This window comes from Marinobacter sp., from assembly GCF_034669625.1.
In the GTDB taxonomy this organism is placed as follows: domain Bacteria; phylum Pseudomonadota; class Gammaproteobacteria; order Pseudomonadales; family Oleiphilaceae; genus Marinobacter.
Genome location: NZ_JAXMOY010000001.1, coordinates 277,047 through 298,219 on the forward strand (window position 1 = coordinate 277,047; position 21,173 = coordinate 298,219).

Sequence of the window (21,173 nt, forward strand, 5' to 3'; positions counted from 1 at the left end):
AGTCGCCTAAACATGGCGCCGATAGGATGTGTCTTCAAGGGTAGACTGAAAATGGCTGGGTAAGAATCCGCTATTCTTTGGGTGTAGGAAGAAGTTTCTCAAGGACAGTTCGAAAGCATTCCGTTCTCGTTTGGCAAAGGACAGGATTGATGGTCGAGTTCATTGCAGTCGTGGTTGAACAACTGAAGAAAAACCTTGGAGATACACTGAGCGCTTTTGGTGGTCATGAGTTTGCCTGGCGCGAAGTGGGCGCTTATGTGCTCAGCCAAGTGGCGATTTCGATTCTGTATTTGGCTTTGTTTCTGAGTGCCTACTTGGTGTTGATAGGGCTTGTTCGTCTGGTTGCCGGTAAGCAAAACATGGATCGCTCGATATTCAGGCACGGAAAAACCGGATTGCGGTATCTGGCGGGACTGGGTGCGTTGCTGGTGATACTGGCGCAATTCGGTGCCGGAGTAGAGTTTTTAAAAGCGGTAGCCAGGGCCGGCTTGCTGGCGTTGGGATTTTACGTGGCGTGGCTGGTCATTCGTCGCCTGACCGCAGAAACCCTGCGTCGCAACCGGTTGGATGCGTCTATCCAGCAGTTGGCCGGTAATGTGTTGTCTGTGGTGATGTCGACCTTTGCGGTGGTCACCATTCTTGCGCAGTTCGGGTTTGACCTGCTGTCGATTGTAGCGGGTCTGGGTATTGTGGGTATTGCCGTGGGGTTTGCGGCTCAGTCGACACTGTCAAACTTCATTGCCGGTATCACCTTGCTGATTGAACGCCCCTTTCGCATTGGTGATTGGGTCACCATCAATGGTCAGGATGGAAAAGTGGTGAAGATTGCGCTGCGCACCACTTGGCTGCGGACCCGGGACAATATTTTCACCATGATTCCCAATGACAGCGTCGCTTCTTCCGAGATTGTTAATTACAGTGCCGAAGGCGCTACAAGGCTGAATATTTCGGTGGGTATTGCCTACAAAGAGTCTGCTCAGGCGGCCAGAGATGTGATTATGCCGGTCCTATTTAAACACCCGGATGTGCTGCAGTCGCCGGGCATGGAGCCCCGGGTAGTGCTTAAAAATCTGGGCGATTCGTCGGTCGATCTGGAAGTCAAAATCTGGATTACACCCGATAACCTGGATGTCCAGCCAAGCATCATGGCGGACGTGCTGGAACGGATCAAAGAGGCGCTTGACGAGGCCAGCATCGAAATACCCTTCCCGCATCTTCAACTCTTTGTTGATGAAGCCAAAGGTTTGAAACCTTTGTTGGAGCCGCTTTATCCAAAAAGCAAAGAAAATCAACAATTAGAGTCCGGAGGTGATAACGCGTGAGTGAACGGTTCTACGATGCTGCACCCAAAGCCACCCGGGCCGCGCAAGAAAGGCCAGCACCCAGGGTGTATCCCGAGAAGCCAGCGGAAGTGACGCTGTTCGGAACCTGCGTGGTGGACCTGTTTTTTCCCGAAGCAGGATTGGATGCCATCCACTTGCTGGAGCGAGAGGGCATTCGAGTGCACTTCCCGCAACAACAGTCTTGCTGTGGTCAGCCCGCCTGGACATCCGGTTATGTCAACGAGGCCAGAGACGTTGCCCGGTCCCAGCTGAACCTTCTGGATAACGGCTTGCCGGTGGTGGTGCCCTCCGGCTCCTGTGCAGGCATGTTTCGCCGGCATTATCAGGAAGTTTTTGCGGATGAGCCTGAGACCCTTGAACGGGTGGCGGATCTGGCCGAACGAACCTATGAACTGACTGAGTTTCTGTTGCACGTGTGCAAGGTGCAGTGGCGCGACATGGGCCAGCCCACCGAGATTGCCCTGCACACGTCCTGTTCGGCGCGCAGGGAAATGAATACCCATCATCACGCCCGGGAGCTGTTGGCCAAGTTAGAGAAAGTGACACGGCTGGATCACGAACACGAAAGCGAATGCTGCGGGTTTGGTGGCACCTTCGCTGTCCGTATGCCGGAAGTGTCCGGTGCCATGGTGCTCGATAAAACCCGAGCTCTGAGGGAAACCGGAGCCGTCGAGATGGTGACCGCTGATGGCGGCTGTCTGTTGAATATTAATGGTTCTTTGGATAAGCAAAAACAGGCTTTCCGAGGGCGGCATCTGGCCAGTTTTCTGTGGGAAAGAATTAATGGTGAGGGTGCGTCATGAGTCAGCGTATTCCTGTGACAGAACTCACCAGCAGTTTCCGTGGCCGTGCTAAAGAAGCCCTGGCGGACAGCCAGTTGCGGACTAATTTTCGGGTTGCTATGGACTCGCTGATGCAAAAGCGAGCGGACGCCTTTCCTGATGAGCAGGAGCGCGAGGGGTTGCGGGAACTGGGCAATCACATCAAAGCTCGTGCCTTGTCTCAGTTACCGGATTTGCTGGAACAACTGGAAGCCAAACTTACCGAAAACGGCGTCAATGTCCACTGGGCTGAAACTACCGAAGAAGCCAACCACATAGTGCATTCCATTATCGAGTCAAAACAGGGCTCACAGGTGGTCAAAGGCAAATCCATGGTCAGTGAAGAAATGGAGATGAACGACTATCTGGCCGCGCGGGGAATAGAGTGCCTGGAATCCGACATGGGCGAGTACATTGTCCAACTCGATGGTGAGAAGCCGTCTCACATTATCATGCCTGCCATCCATAAAAACCGCCAACAGGTCGCGCAACTTTTCCACAACAAACTGGGTGTCGAAGAAACCGACGATGTGAACGAGCTGATTCAGATTGGCCGGCGTACCCTACGCAAAAAATTTATGGAAGCGGATGTCGGGGTGTCGGGCGTGAATTTCGCGATCGCGGAAACCGGAACCTTGTTGCTGGTGGAGAACGAAGGCAACGGCCGCATGAGTACCACCGTCCCGCCTGTGCATGTGGCGGTCACCGGTATCGAAAAGGTGGTGGAGAACGTTCGGGATGTGGTGCCGTTGTTATCCTTGTTGACGCGCTCGGCACTGGGGCAGCCGATCACGACCTACGTAAACATGATCTCGGGCCCACGCCAACCGGAGGAGCTGGACGGCCCGGAAGAAGTGCATCTGGTGTTGCTCGATAACGGTCGCAGCGCGGCCTTCGCCGACGCACAGCTGCGCCAGACCCTGAACTGCATTCGTTGCGGCGCCTGCATGAACCATTGCCCGGTGTATACCCGAGTGGGCGGCCACACCTACGGCGAGGTTTACCCCGGGCCGATTGGCAAGATTGTGACCCCGCACATGGTTGGCCTTAAGCAAGTGCCAGACCATCCCAGCGCCTCGTCTCTGTGTGGCGCGTGTGGCGAAGTATGCCCGGTAAAAATTCCGATCCCGGAACTGCTGCAACGGCTGCGGCAGGAGAACGTAAAAAGCCCTGACGAGTCGTCGTCCGTTAACGGGGCTGGCGCCAAATACTCGCGTAAAGAGCGCGCGCTTTGGCGTATTTGGGCATCTCTGAACACCCGACCGGTTTTGTACAAATGCTTTTTGTGGGCGGCAACCCGTTTTGCCAAACTGACACCGAGCAAGCTTGGCCCCTGGACGGACAATCACACCGCGCCGATACCGGCTCGCCGGTCCCTACACGATTTGGCGAATGCCCACCTGAACACCAAGAAAAATCCGGGAGGCCAGCCGTGAGCGCTCGCAACAACATTCTGAACAAGCTGCGAGCCGGCTTGGAAGGCACCACGCCAAGGCCGGATGACTTTGACGAAGCGCTGGTGATCGAGCCTTGGCAATATGCCCCGGAAGATCGCATTCAGCGCCTTCGCAGTTTGATGGAAGCTGTTCACACCGAGGTAGATACACTGCCTGCAGCTGACTGGCCAGCCAAAGCACAGGCATTGTTGGACAGCCGAAATTTACGCAACGTGCTGTATGCACCGAGTACCGAGCACGGCCAGCAACTGGCAGAACATTGGGCGGATGCCGGAGCCAAACAGTTACTAGTGGCCTATGATCGTCCGATTGAAGAATGGAAAGACGAGCTGTTCTGGCAAGTGGATGCCAGTGTTACCGGCACGGCTGGCGCAATTGCGGCGACCGGATCGCTGGTGTTGTGGCCAGACCGGCACGAGCCCCGGTTGATGAGCCTGTTGCCGCCGCTGCACATTGCTTTGCTGAAGGCCAGCGAGATTGAAGACAACCTGTACCGCATGATGCAAAAACAGAACTGGGCGGCCGGATTACCCAGCAATCTCCTGCTGGTTTCCGGACCTTCCAAAACCGCGGATATCGAACAGGTGCTGGCTTACGGTGCTCATGGCCCGAAAGAACTGGTTGTCCTCATCCTTGAGGACGCCTGAATTCATGCATACGTCGTCAGCGCTTACTTAACGCCGAACCCTCGTTTGTTCAGGAAATCTTTCATGTGCGCGCGTAGTTTAGTAGTGAACAAAGGCTTCAACTGTTCCGACCAGTTGGTGCTCTTGTTGCCGCCTGTGCGCTCCTGGTAGTAACGGGCCATGGTGTCGTTAAACTCAGCGACCTGCGCTTCATCGTCAGAGTCGTCGTAGACGTCTTTTTTCAGGATGCTGGCCAATGGCAGGCGGGGTTTCACCTCCGGGTTTTGGTCCGGGTAGCCCAGGCATAGCCCGAACACCGGATAGACATGCTCCGGAAGCTTCAGCAGGTCGCTGACTTCCTGCGGGTTGTTGCGAATGCCGCCAATGTAGCAGATACCCAGACCTTCGGATTCCGCAGCCACCACCAAGTTCTGCGCCATTAAGGCGGCATCAACACTCGCGACCAGCAATTGCTCTGTCATGCCACGGATGACCTCTGCGCCCGATCGCTCGGCGGCTTCGGTCGCACGTTTCATATCGGCACAGAACACCAGGAAATCAGAGGCGCTTTCGACATAGGGTTGGCCGCCCGCCAATTCGGCCAGGCGCTTCCGGCTTTCAGAATTGACCACATGAACAAGGGTGTACGCCTGCACATGGCTGGAGGTGGCTGCACTCTGGCCGGTCCGAATCAGTTCTTCAAAAAGTTCCTTGGGGATCTGCTGATCTTTGAACTTGCGAATGGAGCGGTGTGATTGGAGAAGTTCGATTGTTGGATTCATGGTCTCTCATCGGTTGTGGATAGAAATCTGGTTAAGGTTCCCATCGTCGGTTAATTCCGTGTACTATGCTACTGTATAAATATACATGCATTTAACGACTGCGAGGACGCCTCATGGCAGTGCAATCATTATACTTTTCTGATCGGGACGGACTGGAAATGGCACTAAGCAACCCAGATACCATGCTCTTTCAAAGCAAAGCCGAAGCCGATGCACGGGATAAAGTACTGGAGTTGGCGGAGAATGTGGCGCTCTGGATGGAGAAAAATGTAGACGGACTTTCTGAAAAATTAGCAGAGCAGTGCGCGATGAGCATTGCCGAAAACAAAGATCTGTTCGCCAAAGCCATGAAAAAGCCGGAATTGCTTGCCGAGGCTGCGGAAGCCGCGCCGACGGAAGGCTGAGTTGCCGTCTTGGGCCCCGGCTCGAACAGGTTATCCCCGGTTCAGTTCGTAGGCGGCCATATTAACGGCTGAGGCCAGATTCAGGGACTCAATCGCCGCCGCGCCAGGGATGGTGTATCGATGGGCCTTGAGTTGGGTTAACGCTTCGGTCGGCACACCACGGGCTTCGTTGCCGAACAGGTAGCAATCGTGGTTCTGGAATTCGGGCCGGGTGAGGCTGTCACCGCCGATGTCCAGACAGGCAATGTTCGGGTAACGCTGGCTCAGGGCATCCAGACCGATGTCGGTTTCCAGCGGAACATGAAAAATGGCACCCATGCTGGAACGGACCACTTTCGGATTGTAAGGGTCGACACTGCCGGGGCTGAGCAGGCAACGCATGTCGCCAAACCACGCCAAGGTTCGCAAAATGGTGCCAAGGTTGCCTGGGTCCTGAACTTCATGCAGGTAAACGGCTTTTTCGCCGTCTGCAGAGTCGGTGCTGGCGGCGGTGGGCAAAGGAACCACCGCGAGGATACCTTGTGGGTTTTTGGTGTCAGTCAGTTGTGCCATTTGCCGATCGCTGATGACCTGCTTGGGCCAAGGGCTGCGCCAGTCTTCGTAGGTGCTGGTGACAAACAGCTGAGCCCGCTTCCAGTGCGGGTTGCTGGCAGTCGCCTTTTCCAGTTCGAGCACCAGGTGCTCACCTTCCACCAAGAAATGCCCCAACGATTGGCGATATTTCTTTTGATGCAGTTTCTTGATGTCGTCCAGCTTCACGGTAGGCTTCCATTGTTAAGCAGTGCTTGGCGGTGATGTGCCATTGTACTGGTGCACCTGTTGCTTGTCAGGCGCTTGGCGGCTTTTGCGGTCGTGTAGGCAGCGGCGTACAATGGCGCTTTCCCGCAGTAAACAGAAGACGATTCCGATGGCCCGTTCAAAAAGCAGTAACCGCTGGCTCGAAGAGCATGTTAACGATCCCTTTGTGAAGCAGGCTCAGCTGGACGGCTATCGCTCCCGTGCCAGTTACAAATTGCTGGAAATCAACGACAAAGATCGCCTGATCCAGCCCAACATGCTGGTGGTGGATCTTGGTTCCGCACCGGGTGGTTGGTCGCAGGTGGCAGCCAAACTGGTGGGCCACAAGGGTCGGGTACTCGCGTCGGACATCCTTCCTATGGATAACATCGCCGGAGTTGAGTTTATTCAGGGCGATTTCACGGAAGAGTCGGTGTTTGACGAACTCATGGGGGCGTTGGACGGCGCCAAAGCTGATGTGGTTATTTCCGATATGGCACCCAACATCAGTGGCGTGAACGCGGCCGATCAGGCGGCATCGATGTACCTTGTGGAGCTGGCTTTGGACATGGCCTGCCAGGTACTGAAACCGAAAGGCAGTTTCGTGGCCAAAGTGTTCCACGGTGAAGGCCACGATGAGTACGTAAAATCGGTGCGCGCCGCCTTTGATAAGGTGTCGGTGCGCAAGCCGGATTCCTCGAGAGCCCGTTCCCGTGAAGTGTATCTGGTCGCCAAGGGGTTTCGGGGCGCCTGATGAGTACGGGGCCTGGCTGGCCCCAACGCCGATTGTTCTTGACGTGTTTTTGCCTTTTGGTCCTGCCGCTTTTGAAGGCTGTTTCCTACCCTGCCTTACGTTATCCCTGAATCCTTCCTCCACGACTCCTTTCGCAAAAAGGCTTCCACGGAATTCCTCGAAATTTTCCTTTTGGCGATTTACACCGCTCACCTAATTGGCTGAATTTCATGCTGAATTTCCGGTTCCTTGTAAAACTCATTCAAGTACCGAATAAAAATACCTATAAAACCAAGTAAAAACCATTGATTGGGTGAGTGGTAATGCTTAGTATCCTGTTGGGGTTAAACCTCTACTGTTGCATTTCCACATTCCGTTGGATGGAGAATAAAAACAATGTCCTTACAGAAGAGACCAGCAGGCGGTGAGCAGCCGTCGGCGTTAGGGGCGTTAAAACTACGCGTACCCTTCGTGCACTACAAACTAGAAATTCCGGATATTTTGCAGGGCGCAATTCTTTGTGTTGTCCCTTTGAGTATCACGGCACTTATGACTTCCGTATTAGGTATTCCGTTTGAGATCGCGGTTGCCTTTGTATTGTTCAACAACATACTTTACTTGCTGCATACGCACTTTGGTGACCCTACGGTTGCCGGTTGGATTACTGCGGGTATTCCTTTGTATGTTGCATTCTTGATGGGTTATCCAGAGGGGGAAGCCAGAATACTGGCGCTCATTGCTCTCCAATTGACCGTTGCTTTGGTTTTTCTGGGGCTTGGGGTTTTTAAGGGGGCGGATTCGCTAGTACGAAAAATGCCCATGTCTCTAAAAGCCGGCATCCTTATTGGTGCAGGTGTTTCTGCGGTGATGGGAGAGTTCGCTGCAGATGGTCGTGTTTGGACGATGCCAATCACTATTCTGACGGGCGCCGTCCTTGGTTTCTTCATGCTCTTCTCAGAAACGGCCGGACCACTGCGTGCCCGTTATGGTTTTTTCCGTTTTGTAGCTCAGTACGGTATAGCGATTCCTTTCCTAATAGCATACGTGTTCGGTCTGATTATCGGAGAGGTCGAGATGCCTGTGATCGAGTGGGGCTTCACGACTATTCCGATAGGTACGATCCTCGAGGAATACAGCATCATCGGTCTGGGGCTGCCGCCGTTTCAGTACTTTATCGATGCCATCCCGCTGGCTTTGGCTGCCTATATTATTGCGTTTGGCGATATCTTGGTTATGGACTCGCTGTTTAAAAATGCTGATAGCACCCGCAAGGATGAGAAGCTTGTTTTCAGCCCGCGTCGTAACAGCATCATCGTAGGCATTCGTAACACTCTGCATGGCATTTTTGCACCGTTCATCAGTCTGTCGGGTCCGGCTTGGACGGGTGGTCAGGCGCTGGTTATTAACCGCTATATGAACAATCCACGTTCTGTCATGGATAGCTACTGGGGTGGAGCAACCAGCCTGTACTGGGGGATGACCATAGCGATTGTGTTGGTGCCCGTTGTGACCTTGTTTAAGCCAGGGCTCAACATTGGTATGGCATTGACCTTGTTGATTCAGGGTTACTTGTGTGGATATCTGGCCATCGAAATGCTGGAACGTGAAACCAATCTTGAACGAGGCGTTGCAATCATTGTGGGGTCGGTTCTTGCCGTTAAAGGCGCGGCATGGGGTTTAGGCATCGGTCTCGTGTTGTGGCTTGTGTTGGAAAAAAACTGGTTCGCAGACGCCTACATTGCAACACATCACCATGATGACGAGCCTGCACCAGATGCAGATGCAGATGCAGATGCAGATGCAGATGCAGATGCAGATGTTGTTGCCGAACGAAGTTAAAGGCAGCAGAGCGTCGTCTGAGGGAACAATAAGAGGTTAAACGAAATGGAAAATATGTTTGAGGTCGGACTCGATAAGACAGAAGCGAATTATACGCCTCTGACACCTATCACCTTTATTCAGAGAACGGCCCTGGCGCATCCGTCGCGCACAGCGGTTATTCACGGGAGCATCCGTCGGGATTGGTTGGAAACCTATGAGCGCTGTCTGAAAATGGCCTCTGCGCTGCGCAAGCTCGGGGTGCGTAAAGGCGATACGGTCGCTGCTCTGTTGCCAAACATTCCTGAAATGCTGGAATTGCATTTCGCGGTGCCGATGATCGGTGCGGTATTGAATGCCCAAAACACCCGGTTAGATTCCAAGACCATGACCTTCATGCTCAATCACAGTCGCGCCAAGGTGTTCTTTACTGATAAAGAATACAGTGACCGATCCCGAGAAGCACTTAAGGGCTGCGATGCCAAGCCCACTGTCATCGATGTTGAAGACCCGAACTTTGAAGGCGGTGAGCTGATTGGAAAGATGACCTATGACGCTTTGCTGGCGACCGGTGACGATGATTTTCAATGGGAAATGCCGGACGATGAGTGGCAGGCCATTGCTTTGAATTACACCTCGGGCACTACCGGCAACCCCAAAGGCGTGGTTTACCATCACCGTGGGGCCAATTTGAACGCCATGAGTAATGTAATTGGTTTTGGATTGCCTGCAGGAGCTGTTTACTTGTGGACGCTGCCGATGTTCCATTGCAACGGCTGGTGCTACCCGTGGGCAGTAACAGCTGTGGCAGGCACACATGTGTGCCTGCGCTCACCGCAGCCTAAGGCAATCTATGAGGCGCTTTCAAAACACGGTGTTACTCACTTTTGTGCAGCCCCGGTTGTTATGAACATGCTCATTAATGCCCCCGAGGAAGATAAGAAGCCGTTTAGCCAACATGTGACAGCCGCAACTGGCGGCGCGGCGCCCCCAGCTGCAACCATTGAGGCTATGGAAGCTATGGGCGTGCAGGTGGTTCACTTGTATGGATTGACGGAGACCTACGGCCCCAGTCTGATTTGTGAATTCCAGGACGAATGGAGTTCCATGGATGCCAAGAACAAAGCCAGCAAGATGGCGCGCCAAGGCATTATCTCTCTGTCTATGACAGACATGATGGTGGCAGATCCTGTCACGCTTGAGCCCGTTGCAAAAGACGGGGTGAGCATTGGTGAGCTGTTTGTCCGAGGCAACTCCGTGATGAAGGGTTACCTCAATAATCCAGAAGAAACTGCCAAGGCCTTTAATGACGGTTGGTTCCACACTGGTGACCTCGGTGTATGGCACAGCGATGGTTATGTGGAAATCAAAGACCGTTCCAAAGACATTATTATCTCCGGCGGTGAAAATATTTCGACTTTAGAGGTCGAAAGCACACTATACGAGCACCCGGCGGTATTGGAAGCGGCGGTCGTTGCGGCGCCGGATGATCATTGGGGTGAAATTCCGTGTGCCTTTATTACCCTGAAATCCGGGAGTGACGGTGTGACAGAAGCGGACATGGTGGCTTTTTGTCGTACCAAGCTTGCCGGTTTTAAAGTGCCTAAGAAGATCGTGTTCGCAGATGATTTGCCGAAAACATCAACCGGTAAACTGCAGAAGCATGTGTTGAGGAGCCAGCTGACAGCATAGCGGTGGATTTGTTGTAACGTTGTAGCTATGTTCCCCCGGCCTCGGCCGGGGGCTTTGTTGGCATAAAAAAACCCGGCTAAAAGCCGGGAATAAGCCGTGAGATGCCAAGTTAAAGGGCGAAGCCCCCCAATTTGGTTTCCAGATATTCTTCAATACCTTCCTGAGCACCTTCCCGTCCAAGACCGCTGTTTTTCATGCCGCCAAATGGTGCTGCAGCGCTGGTGGGATTGATGTCGTTGATACCGATAATGCCGAAATCCAGAGCTTCAAACGCGCGCATAGCGGTGGTCATGTTGGCGCTGTAAATGTAGGCGGCTAAGCCATACTCGGTGTCGTTGGCCATAGCAATGACATCGTCTTCAGAACGATAGGTGATCACAGGAGCTACTGGGCCGAAGGTTTCTTCCCGGTAGATCTTCATGTCTGGAGTGACGCCGGATAGAACCGTTGGTGCGTAAAAATAACCGTCTGACAGGCCGTTTTCTGTCAAGCGCTGACCGCCGGTTTCAATTTTCGCGCCTTTGGCGACGGCATCCTGAACCTGACTGTCGACTTTCGCGATGGCTTGCTCGTTAATCAGCGGGCCAATGCCGACGCCATCAGTCATACCGTTACCGGCTACCAGGCGTTTGGCACGACTGGTCAGTTCTTTGATGAACGGTTCCAGGTGTTCTGCGTGCACGAACAGGCGGTTAGGGCTGATGCAGGCCTGACCGGTATTCAGGAACTTGACCAGTGAAAGGCCTTTGGCTGCATGCACCGGGTCGGCATCGGGGAAGACAATGGCGGGCGCGTGGCCACCGAGTTCCATAGAAACTCGCTTCATGTTGGCTGCAGCCAAAGCGTTCAGCTTTTTGCCAACAGGCGTAGAGCCGGTGAAGGTCAGCTTGCGGACTCGCGGGTCGGTGCAAAAGGCATCGCCTATCCGGGAAGGATCCTGCACGGTGAGCATGTTAATCACGCCGGCCGGGAAGCCTGCTTCGGCGAAGATTTCCAGCATCGCTTTAGCGCACAGAGGCGTACTTTCAGCCGGTTTCAGGATGACCGTACAACCGGCCGCCAGTGCGGGTCCCAGCTTTCGGGTAATCATGGAAATCGGGTAGTTCCAGGGCGTAATTGCGCCGACCACCCCGACAGGGGATTTCTGAACCATAAATCGCTGATTTTCCCGGGCGGAAGGGATGCTTTGCCCATACACGCGCTTGGCTTCTTCGGCAAACCAGAGCAGAAAATCGGCGCCGTATTGCACTTCATTGAGCGATGCTTTCAGGGGCTTGCCCTGCTCGCGGGTCATCAGTTCGGCGAGTTCGCGTTTCTGTCGGATCATCAGTTCCCAAGCTCGGTAGAGCAATTGGGAACGGTGATAGGCCGTGGTTTTTTTCCATTCTTTAAAAGCACAATCAGCAGCCGTAATGGCCGCCTCAATATCTTGATCTGAGCAGTCGGGCACGTGCCCGATGACTTCACCCGTTGCCGGGTTGGTGACCGGAAACTCGGTGCGCCCGGTTACCCATTCTCCGTTAATGTACATGAGGAGATACCTCTTCGTTGTTATTAAAACGCTGTTTCCGACAGCGCCATGATGGCGTCGTCTCCGGATCGCATCGAGCTCAGGTGCGCGGAGCAGCGCGGCAAGATGTGGTCCATGAAAAAGTTCGTAGTCGCCAGCTTGTTTGCTGCGAATGAGTCCGGGTCAGCTTCTGTATTCGCGGCTGCAGTAGCGGCTTTCAGCATTAGCCAGCCTGCAGTCACGGTAGAACTTAGCATCAGGTAGTCGAAGGCAACAGCGCCGGTAAACTGGTCGTCATCGCCGCGCTCTAGAATCAATCTTGTGGCATCTTCAAGGAAGGCTACCGATTGGTCAAATCTGGCCTGGCGCTCAGCAGTGAGCACCGAGCTGCTGAGCAGCGGCCCCGTGAGTGGTCGCATATCATTAATAAGCTCGGCCATGGACTGGCCATTGTCACGAACGGTTTTTCGGCCAATCAGGTCAAGGGCCTGAATACCGTTGGTGCCTTCGTATATCGGTAGAATGCGGGCGTCACGATAGTGTTGTGCAGCGCCGGTCTCTTCGATAAAACCCATACCGCCGTAACATTGAATGCCCAGAGACGTGACTTCCTGAGCGATTTCTGTGCACCAGCCTTTAACCAGTGGTGTCAGCAGGTCCGCTCGGCGCTTGTAGCGAGTTTGGATGTCGTCTGGCAGGGTTTTCGCGTTGGCGTAATCAACGGCGACACAGCCGGTATATGCGAGTCCTCGGGCGGCTTCGGTCAGGGTCTTCATAATCATCAGCATGCGACGTACGTCCGGATGCTTGATGATCGGGGAAACACCTTGTTCACCGGGAGCCGTGCCTTGTGTGCGCTCTAGCGTGTAGTCGCGCGCCTGTTGGTAAGCACGCTCGGCAATAGATACGCCCTGTAGGCCAACCGTCAGCCGTGCATTGTTCATCATGGTGAACATGCAGGCCAGGCCGCGATTCTCTTCGCCTACCAGATAACCGATGGCGCCCTCATTATCGCCGTAACTCATGACACAGGTCGGGCTGGCGTGGATGCCTAGCTTATGTTCCAGCGAGACCGCTTGGCAGTCGTTTCTTTTTCCGGGCTCTCCGGAAGCATCCGGCAGATACTTGGGTACAGCAAACAGTGATATACCTTTGACGCCGGGGGGTGCATCTGGCAAGCGAGCGAGTACAAGGTGGATGATGTTCTCCGCCATGTCATGCTCACCCCAAGTGATGAAAATCTTTTGACCTTTTATCCGGTAGGCATCGCCATCTGGACAGGCTTGAGTGCGAATGCCTGACAAATCCGAACCGGATTGTGGTTCAGTCAGGTTCATGGTCCCGGTCCATTGTCCGGAGATCATTTTTGGCAGCAGATGCTCTTTCAGCACATCGCTGGCGTTCTCCGAAAGCGCCTCTACGGCGCCTTGAGACAACAAAGGACAGAGCCCCCAAGCCATGTTGGCGGCGTGCCACATTTCCTGAACAGGAATGGCCAGAGAGAAAGGCAGGCCTTGCCCACCGAACTCCGGGTCAAACTGCAGACTGGCCCAGCCGCTCTCAGCGTATTGCTGGTAAGCCGCCCTGAAGCCCGATGGCGTTATTACCTTGTGGTCGCTATCCAGACGCACACCGGTTTTATCACCGGTGACGTTGGTTGGGGCGATGACTGAGCCGGCAAAACGAGCGGCCTCTTCAAGAATAGCGGCAACGACATCCTCGGAGGCATCTTCGTAGCCACAGGCTTTCGCCATTTCTGAAAACCCAGCGACTTGCTGCAGGGTAAATGCCATCTCACGGGTGGGTGCTCTGAACTCTGTCATGATTTACTCCCTTAGGCCATGTATTGGCCGCCGTTAACCGACATGTTAGTGCCGGTCACGAAGCTCGCTTCATCAGCCGTCAGGTAGGCTACAGCTCTGGCGATGTCTTCAGGCTTACCAAGGTGGCCAACCGGAATACCCGCAACAATGTTGTTCAGAACTTTTTCAGGTACCTGACGAACCATTGGGGTATCGATGTAGCCAGGGGAAACGGAGTTGGCGGTTACGCCTTTACGCGCACCTTCCTGAGCAATGGACTTGGTGAATCCATAGATGCCGGCTTTCGTGGCGGCATAGTTGCACTGGCCGAACTGACCTTTTTCACCGTTCAGGGACGAAATGTTCACGATCCGGCCAAAACCGCGCTCGCACATGTTCTCGAACACTTGCTGACACATATTGAACATGGAAGTCAGATTCACATTGATGACCTGGTTCCACTGTTCGGGCTGCATTCTCTTTAACGGTGCATCGTTGGTGATACCAGCGTTGTTAACCAGAATGTCGATGGAGCCTAGATCTTTCTCAACAGCAGTAACAAAAGATTTGCAGCCGTCAAAGTTGGTGACGTCCAGCGGGTAAGCGGTAACTTCAATGCCTTCTTGTTGAAGGCCGGCTTGCCAGTCTTTGGCCTGGGTTTCGTCGCCAGGCAAGTGAGTGCCCACTACTTTGCGCCCCTGAGCGGCCAGCGCTTTACACATAGCGGTCCCCAGACCACCGGTTGCTCCGGTAACAACTGCGATGCGATTCGTCATGGTGTTCTCCTTTCATTTTACGGATTGTTTATTTCAAGAGTTTCTTGATGTTGGATGACTGGGAAATGATTCCCTCTGAGGTGTACTGGTTACTGCGGTCAACAATCTTCGGAAGTTCGTACAGGTAATTAACCATCAAACCGGCAGATTGCTTCAGGCCTTTGTCTGAGGTGTCGGCCATCCAGTTGAGTCGTGCAACCTGGGCACCGTTGCTCAAATGGAAGTTGGCCACTGGGTCGTTTGCGCGCGAGGTGCCAGGTTTACTGGAACACAGGTAGGACACCGCCAGTTTCATGATGGCTTCCTGTTGGGCGCCGGTGGCATCGGCCTGACTTGCTCGAACCGGGTCCCGTGGCGGAGGGAAGCTAAGCCATTGTTCCCCACCCGGCAATTGGGTCAATTGGTCTGCCGGTGTGTTGTCCAGCCAGCGGCGGAAGCCCGGAATGGGTGACAGGGTTGCGAACTGTTTTAATTGGGGGAATTCCACCTGAAGCTTGCTGACCACTTGCTTGATGAGAAAGTTACCAAAGCTGATGCCTGCCAGGCCTTGTTGGGCGTTGGAGATTGAATAGAAAATCGCAGTATCAGCTTTATCAATGTCTTGCGTGGGGGCGTGCTCGTCCAGCAGTTTCTGAACGTTATCAGCCAAACCGTTCACCAACGCGACTTCAACGAAAATCAACGGTTCGTCGGGCATATTCGGATGAATAAAGGCGAAGCAGCGGCGGTCAAAATCCAGACGATTTTTGAGGTCGCTCCAGCTCTTGATGGCGTGTACGGCTTCGTAGGCAATCAGTTTCTCCAGCATGGCACCACTGGAATTCCAGCTGATTTCTTCCAGTTGTAGCAGGCCGATGTCGAACCATGTCGCCAGCAGGTCGCGAAGGTCGGTTTCCAGTGGTTTCAGTTCTGGATAGTGTTTGCAAAGCTGTAGCAGTTCTTCGCGCATATCCACCAGAAACTTAACCCCGGAAGGTACCCCATTAAATTGCTTAAGAAGCGCCGTACGGCTGGGCACCAGTGCTTTGCGCAGAGATTGGGCCGCTTGTGTTTTCTTGTTGGCTTTAGCGTTGTGCCACTGCTCGATGGCTTGCTCGACGCTGGCTTCGTCAACGCCGTAGTGCTCAGCGAGCAGGCCCAGGAAACGGGTTCTTCCGGTAGCCGAAAGTTTTAAATAGGCGCGACCGAGCAAGGCTGCGCGCTTGCGGGCTTCTACTTGACCGCCGTTTTCGGCAAGGCAATCGTCGATCCATTCTTTAACAGCGGCAAGATCCGGCTCCGGGAGGTCTTCGGCTATGTTCATGATGTCTGAACCGCGACGGCCTGTAGATTCCAATCCGCCCGGAACCAGTTTTTTAAAGGCCTTCTCAAAAATGCTTACGGGTTGCCTCTGCATAACCGCGACTCCCTATGTACAAAGCGGTGTTGTCTTTGTGAATGAAGGAAGGCTACCAGAGCATTTTGAAAAAACCAAGTAAAAGTACTTGGTTTGGTGGATACAAACCAGTAAAGTAGTCGGCATATGGATCAACGAGAGGAAAGCACAATGCAAGAATTACACGGTTATTACCTGGAAGACCTGGAAGTTGGAATGGAAGCGTTTTACGCCAAGACCATCACTGAGGCAGATGTTGTTTTGTTTGCCGGTATCAGCGGTGATGACAACCCGGTACACATTAATGCCGAGTATGCGAAGACCACACCGTTTAAAGAACGGATCGTTCACGGCATGTTCAGTGCGGCTTTGGTTTCTTGCGTGTTGGGCACACGCCTGCCAGGCCCGGGGGCCATCTATGTCGATCAGCAGATCAGATTCAAAGCACCGGTTCATATTGGCGACACCGTTGTTGCCTCTGCCAAGGTGATTGAGATCAATGTAGAGCGACGTCGGGTAAAACTGGAGACGGTCTGTAAAGTCGGCGACACCGTGGTTGCAGAGGGTGTTGCAACGAATATGGTTGACCGCCGCCCGGCGTAAGTCTGGAGATTATTATGTTAATGGATCAAGAGAATTGCCTCGTTGCCGTGATCGATGTGCAGGCCCGCTTGTTGGGCGGGGTGCATGAAAACGAGAAACTGGTTAACAACTGCAGTTGGTTGGTGCGCCTGGCCGGATTGTTGAACGTACCGGTGATTGGGTCCGAGCAGTACCCAGAGGGCTTGGGCCATACGGAAGAGGGGCTGCGCGAACTGGTGGGGCCTGCCAACATTTACGGCAAAACATTTTTTGCCTGTATTGATGACCCAGACTTCGAAAAGGCATTCCAGGCGCACGACCGCAAGCAGGTGGTTCTGTGTGGTATGGAATCTCAAGCTTGCGTGATGCAATCAGCTATAAGGCTGCTGGAAAAGGGAATGGAGGTGTTTGTGGTGGCGGATGCCATTTCCGCACGCAACTCGTACGACACTGAAGTGGCGCTGCGCCGGATGGAGCAGGCCGGAGCCCGGATCGTGAGTAAAGAAATGGTCGGCTTTGAATGGCTTCGGCGTTCGGATGCGGCCCAATTCAAGGCCTTCAGCAAAGAGTTTCTGCGCTAGTCAGTCGCGAGCCCCTGGCGCCCTGTGGTCAAGGGCTCCAGAGACCTTCAGAATAGGGTTAATTAACGCAACCCGAGCGCTCGAGATCGCATAGCCATGAAAAACCACACACCGGAAGAAGGGCTGACGGCCCTGACCGACGATGCCGAACGTAACCGCCTGCTGGCGGAAATGGCGGAACAATCTACCGACATGATCTCCCGGCACACACCGGAGGATTGGCGATTTATCTATGCGTCACCGGCCGTTATGCACTTGCTGGGGTATTCTGTTGAGGAGATCGTTGGCATCTCCGCCTACGACCTGTATCACCCCGATGATGTGGAAGATTTCCGTTTACGGGCACCGACGGTAAATTACGATCGGGGTTTGTATACCCACACTTACCGGTTTCGGTGTAAGGATGGTCATTACACCTGGCTGGAAAGTACCAGTCGAACCATTCGGGATCCTGAGACCAATGATATCCGGGAAATTCTGGTGGTCTCCCGAGATGCGAGCCACCGAGTCAAGGCTGACAAAGCCAGCCGTCGGTTGGCGCGCGTGCTGGAAAGTACTCAGGATCTGGTGATATTCGCGAACCTCGATTTTACCGTTTCACACCTGAATGAAACCGCGCGAAATGCTCTGGAGCTGGAACATACGGATTACAGTGCTTTCCCTTTATCCCGCTTTGTGACCGGAAAAGGCCTCGCGACCTTAATGGAAGAGGGGTTTCCTACCGCGGAAAAAACCGGGAACTGGCGTGGGGAACTGACTATGCGGAGCCTGAAATCCGCCCGCATACCGGTCCTGCTGGAGTTGCTTGCTCACCGTTCTTTACACGGAGACATCGAGTATTTCTCCTTGGTGGCCCATGACCTGACAGAGAAAAAAGCTGCGGAAGAGCAGCTCAAGCAGTACCAGGCTGATATCAATCACGCGAGCCGGTTGGTGACCATGGGAGAACTGGCATCGAGCCTGGCCCATGAGTTGAACCAGCCACTCTCGGCGATGGTGAACTATCTCCGCGGGATTGAGCGCAGGTTCGCCGATAAGCCTACATTGTCCTGGAGTGATGTAGAGTTACCGATTACCCGAAGCATCAAGACAGCGCTGAGGGCTGGGGAGATTATCCATCGAATGATGGACTTTACCCGCAAACAGGAACCGGTTGTTACCCGCCTCAATTTATCCGAGTTGATTGGCGAGATGATCGACTTCTGCGAGAGCATGGCAGAACGGGATAACGTTGGCATCGTGTTTGAGCAACCGGCAGACTTGCCAGCAGTCAGAGGGGATAAAATTCAGCTGGAGCAGGTCTTGTTGAACCTGATTGTGAACGCTATAGAGGCAAGCGCTTCAACCGACCAGGAAGAAACGGCCACAGTGACCATTAGTGTCAAGCCCCATGCAAACAATCAGTTGCGGGTTGAAGTGGATGATCAGGGGCAGGGGGTTTCGGAATCGGATATGTCCCGCCTATTTGATCGTTTTTTCTCAACCAAAGAAACCGGGCTTGGAATGGGGCTAGCCATCAGTCGTTCATTGGTAGAGAATCTTGAAGGTGAGCTTTGGGCAGAAAACATCCCTGCTGGAGGCGCTCGCTTCTCATTTACTCTCAATATTACTGATTGATCACCCATGAACTCTAATAAAGATGCACAAACAGTTTTCGTTATTGATGACGACACGGACGTAAGAGACTCTTTGAAGTGGCTGCTTGAGTCTGTCGGTCTCAACGTGCAGACCTACGAAAATGCGTTGGCATTTTTCGAGGGCTTCGATTCGAATGTTAGCGGTTGTATTGTGATGGATGTGCGAATGCCGGGCCTCAGTGGCATTAACGCCCAGAAGAAGTTACCTGAGTACAATATCGAACTGCCTGTGATCATGATTTCCGCCCACGGTAATGTGGATATGGCCGTGACTGCGTTGACGCAAGGTGCCACTACGTTTATCGAAAAGCCCTTTGATGATCAGGTGCTGATCGATCACGTTCACAATGCTCTGGAAAAAGATCAAACCCGATTTGCTCAGCGCCGCTCCCAGTCTCGGATCCGGGAGCGTTACGACAGCTTGACCCGAAGAGAGCGTCAGGTCTTGGAGCTGATTGTTAAGGGGTTATCGAACCAGGAGGCGGCCGATGAACTCGGTATCAACAGGAAAACTGTTGAGGGACACCGAGCCAACATGACGGCCAAAATGAAAGTAGATTCGTTTGCTGAGCTGGTGCAAGTGGCCATAGCCTTGGGGCTTGTTCAGGGCATCGCTCAGTAAGCTACAATCGCCTCTTTGCCCGACTGCCGGGCGCCGTGTTTCCTTCCTTTTTCTGTGTTCCCTTCCCTCCGTTCTGATGACCTTTGCTAGGAAGTCATCAGGGCGAATGTTGAGCAATGCGCCCGCCTACCGTCCAAACGGATTTCTCAATCACTCATCAATGTATGAGCCCATAAGGTTTCTTTGGCTAATCGTGCTACATGGTTCCGAAGTGCGGAATATAGTTTTGTAAATGGCCATAGAAAAGACTAATCTGGCTCTATCTCAATTACAAGAATTGCTCATCTTTGGTGGCTGACTGGTTTATGAATGGAACCCTTCGCTGGTTGCTAGCGTCTGCTGTGGTCATGGAGCTCGGGGCGATTTGCCTGCAGAGTAAGCCTCTTAGCGCCTTTGCAGGGCTAGTGTTCGTGCTGGTGTTTCTGGTGGGCAGCATGCGTCTTCAAGTTTATGCCCGAACTTTGTTCCTGCTTTCTCTCGCGCTAAGCATTGGCCTGTTGGCGAGCGGCAGTCTCGGGTTTGATGGCGGGCTTGATGCGCTGTCGGATGCCGCGTTCTATTCCACGTTTCTGGGCAGTCTGGGGATGATGCAGTGTCTGGTGCGCCGGTTTGAAGTGCTTCGGCGCATCCACGATGTCATGCTCGGGGGCAGGGTCTCCCTTTTGTACCCCAAGTATGCCTTGGTGAGTTGCGGTATTGCGTCAGTACTCAGTTTCGGAATGATGACTCTTTTGTGCGGCACCCTGGCCGACAGTCTCAAGGAACGAGGGGTCGAGGGACATGCGCGTGTTCAGTGGCTCCGAAGTGTACTGATTAGTGCCTTACGGGGATTCGCGTTGGTACCGCTGGTGGCGCCGACCAGTGTGGCGGTCGCGATTCTCACCCGGGAGCTGCCGCAGCTAAGCTGGTCATCGCTTTTGCCTTTCGGATTTGTGGCCGCGTTGTTGATGATTGTGATTGGCTGGATGTTGGAAAGGCACCGGTTCAGGGAAATCAGCGGTGAACGTGTTGCTCTCGACGGCTGGCCCGCGGGCACCGGTAAACTATTTGTGTTGGTTCTGGTGGTGTTCTCTTGCATGGGATTGCTGGTCGCGCTGGTCGAGGTAAAAGTTTCGGTGGCGGCAATGCTGGCAGTTCCGGCGGTTACTCTGGCTTATATGATGTGGCAGGAGCGTTCTCCACGCTCGGCTATAACCGAGGGTGTCGGGCAGTTGACCGGGATGTTCAACGAGATGGCGATTTTTGCGGGCTCTGCCATGCTGGGGGTATCGGCGGCGGCTATCGTGCCTGCGAATATGTTCGACGGGTTTGTGGTTAGCGGTTGGGGGAGCTACCTGATTGCGGCATTGGGCTTGTTGATCATGCCGCTGTTTTCCATGGTCGGCGTGATTCCGATAACCGTACTCAGTGTTCAGTCAGGCATGCTCGCGCAACTGGTGGCAAATGGTGCAGACCCAATGCTGGTTGCTATTGGTCTGGTTATCGGCTTCTCGCTGGCGATGATGGTTTCACCTTTCGGGCCTTCGGTGATGTTGCTGTCCCGGTTTGGGCAGGTTTCCCGTCACGTGGTGGCTTTTCAATGGAACGGTCTTTTTGTTGTGCTGGTGGTGCCGATGTTGCTGGTATTGCTGGCGGTATTTGCGGTGGTTCTGCCGACCTTGGGTTGACCGGCAGCCCCTTGGCTGGTCGCGACGTTAGTTCGCGCCTGGAGCAGCTGGTCCGCTACGAAGCGTGCCGTCATCGATGCTGCGAAGTAGGTGTATTTGTCAATTACACGAACCTATTCCGCATTGCAAAATTACGTGCCGATATTTTGTGATAAAGTTTGCTCGAGC

The 21,173-nt window shown here is 53.7% G+C and carries 19 protein-coding genes; 13 read left to right on the forward strand and 6 right to left on the reverse strand.

Annotated elements, in window-relative coordinates; all coding sequences use genetic code 11:
* The first annotated feature begins 149 nt into the window (after positions 1-149).
* The 4 genes from VOI14_RS01205 to VOI14_RS01220 are packed head-to-tail and all read left to right on the forward strand — an operon-like array spanning position 150 to position 4,268.
* A complete protein-coding gene (locus tag VOI14_RS01205; protein ID WP_323750192.1) occupies positions 150-1,322 on the forward strand; it encodes a mechanosensitive ion channel family protein in 1,173 nt (390 codons plus the stop codon).
* Positions 1,319-2,146: a (Fe-S)-binding protein gene (locus VOI14_RS01210; RefSeq protein ID WP_323750193.1), complete on the forward strand. Its 828-nt coding sequence runs from the start codon at positions 1,319-1,321 to the stop codon at positions 2,144-2,146. Before VOI14_RS01205 ends, VOI14_RS01210 begins: the two co-directional genes overlap by 4 nt.
* Positions 2,143-3,600 carry a LutB/LldF family L-lactate oxidation iron-sulfur protein gene (locus VOI14_RS01215; protein ID WP_323750194.1) on the forward strand — a complete coding sequence of 486 codons (1,458 nt, stop codon included), beginning with the start codon at positions 2,143-2,145 and terminating at the stop codon, positions 3,598-3,600. Before VOI14_RS01210 ends, VOI14_RS01215 begins: the two co-directional genes overlap by 4 nt.
* Entirely contained in the window at positions 3,597-4,268 is a 672-nt protein-coding gene (locus tag VOI14_RS01220; RefSeq protein WP_323750195.1) for a lactate utilization protein C, read from the forward strand. The genes VOI14_RS01215 and VOI14_RS01220 overlap by 4 nt, the downstream gene beginning before the upstream one ends.
* A 23-nt stretch (positions 4,269-4,291) precedes the next feature.
* Here the strand turns inward: VOI14_RS01220 and nfsA are convergent, their stop codons facing one another.
* Positions 4,292-5,029 carry an oxygen-insensitive NADPH nitroreductase gene (gene nfsA, locus VOI14_RS01225; protein WP_323750196.1) on the reverse strand — a complete coding sequence of 246 codons (738 nt, stop codon included), beginning with the start codon at positions 5,027-5,029 and terminating at the stop codon, positions 4,292-4,294.
* A gap of 113 nt (positions 5,030-5,142) precedes the next feature.
* Here nfsA and VOI14_RS01230 point away from each other — a divergent pair, with 113 nt between their 5' ends.
* Positions 5,143-5,433, forward strand: coding sequence for a YebG family protein (locus VOI14_RS01230; RefSeq protein WP_323750197.1), 291 nt, complete (start codon positions 5,143-5,145; stop codon positions 5,431-5,433).
* Positions 5,434-5,463: 30 nt separating this feature from the next.
* Here the strand turns inward: VOI14_RS01230 and VOI14_RS01235 are convergent, their stop codons facing one another.
* Complete coding sequence (locus tag VOI14_RS01235; protein WP_323750198.1) at positions 5,464-6,192, reverse strand: RNA methyltransferase; 729 nt, start codon at positions 6,190-6,192, stop codon at positions 5,464-5,466.
* Positions 6,193-6,340: 148 nt separating this feature from the next.
* Here VOI14_RS01235 and rlmE point away from each other — a divergent pair, with 148 nt between their 5' ends.
* The 3 genes from rlmE (at position 6,341) to VOI14_RS01250 (ending at position 10,453) form a co-directional block, all read left to right on the forward strand.
* Positions 6,341-6,964: a 23S rRNA (uridine(2552)-2'-O)-methyltransferase RlmE gene (gene rlmE, locus VOI14_RS01240; RefSeq protein ID WP_323750199.1), complete on the forward strand. Its 624-nt coding sequence runs from the start codon at positions 6,341-6,343 to the stop codon at positions 6,962-6,964.
* 375 nt (positions 6,965-7,339) lie between these two features.
* Positions 7,340-8,782, forward strand: a complete 1,443-nt coding sequence (locus VOI14_RS01245) for a hypothetical protein (protein WP_323750200.1) — start codon at positions 7,340-7,342, stop codon at positions 8,780-8,782.
* Between the two features lie 45 nt (positions 8,783-8,827).
* Positions 8,828-10,453, forward strand: a complete 1,626-nt coding sequence (locus tag VOI14_RS01250) for an AMP-binding protein (RefSeq protein WP_323750201.1) — start codon at positions 8,828-8,830, stop codon at positions 10,451-10,453.
* Between the two features lie 109 nt (positions 10,454-10,562).
* On the opposite strand, the gene VOI14_RS01255 is transcribed toward VOI14_RS01250, so the two are convergent.
* Genes VOI14_RS01255 through VOI14_RS01270 form a run of 4 tightly spaced genes read right to left on the reverse strand, consistent with a single transcriptional unit; the run spans position 10,563 to position 15,937 of the window.
* Entirely contained in the window at positions 10,563-11,984 is a 1,422-nt protein-coding gene (locus VOI14_RS01255; protein ID WP_323750202.1) for an NAD-dependent succinate-semialdehyde dehydrogenase, read from the reverse strand.
* 23 nt (positions 11,985-12,007) lie between these two features.
* Complete coding sequence (locus tag VOI14_RS01260) at positions 12,008-13,786, reverse strand: acyl-CoA dehydrogenase (protein ID WP_323750203.1); 1,779 nt, start codon at positions 13,784-13,786, stop codon at positions 12,008-12,010.
* 11 nt (positions 13,787-13,797) lie between these two features.
* Positions 13,798-14,541 carry an acetoacetyl-CoA reductase gene (phbB, locus tag VOI14_RS01265; RefSeq protein ID WP_323750204.1) on the reverse strand — a complete coding sequence of 248 codons (744 nt, stop codon included), beginning with the start codon at positions 14,539-14,541 and terminating at the stop codon, positions 13,798-13,800.
* A gap of 28 nt (positions 14,542-14,569) precedes the next feature.
* Positions 14,570-15,937 (reverse strand): malonyl-CoA decarboxylase, encoded by a 1,368-nt coding sequence (locus tag VOI14_RS01270; protein ID WP_323750205.1) that lies wholly within the window; start codon positions 15,935-15,937, stop codon positions 14,570-14,572.
* 150 nt (positions 15,938-16,087) lie between these two features.
* Between VOI14_RS01270 and VOI14_RS01275 the strand changes: the two genes are divergently transcribed.
* From VOI14_RS01275 to VOI14_RS01295, 5 genes are all read left to right on the forward strand, one after another.
* Positions 16,088-16,519 (forward strand): MaoC family dehydratase, encoded by a 432-nt coding sequence (locus tag VOI14_RS01275; protein WP_323750206.1) that lies wholly within the window; start codon positions 16,088-16,090, stop codon positions 16,517-16,519.
* Between the two features lie 14 nt (positions 16,520-16,533).
* Positions 16,534-17,079, forward strand: a complete 546-nt coding sequence (locus tag VOI14_RS01280) for a hydrolase (RefSeq protein ID WP_323750207.1) — start codon at positions 16,534-16,536, stop codon at positions 17,077-17,079.
* Positions 17,080-17,175: 96 nt separating this feature from the next.
* A complete protein-coding gene (locus VOI14_RS01285) occupies positions 17,176-18,696 on the forward strand; it encodes a PAS domain-containing sensor histidine kinase (RefSeq protein WP_323750208.1) in 1,521 nt (506 codons plus the stop codon).
* 6 nt (positions 18,697-18,702) lie between these two features.
* Positions 18,703-19,338 (forward strand): response regulator transcription factor, encoded by a 636-nt coding sequence (locus tag VOI14_RS01290; protein WP_323750209.1) that lies wholly within the window; start codon positions 18,703-18,705, stop codon positions 19,336-19,338.
* Between the two features lie 305 nt (positions 19,339-19,643).
* Positions 19,644-21,005 carry a hypothetical protein gene (locus VOI14_RS01295; RefSeq protein ID WP_323750210.1) on the forward strand — a complete coding sequence of 454 codons (1,362 nt, stop codon included), beginning with the start codon at positions 19,644-19,646 and terminating at the stop codon, positions 21,003-21,005.
* Positions 21,006-21,173: the final 168 nt, after the last annotated feature.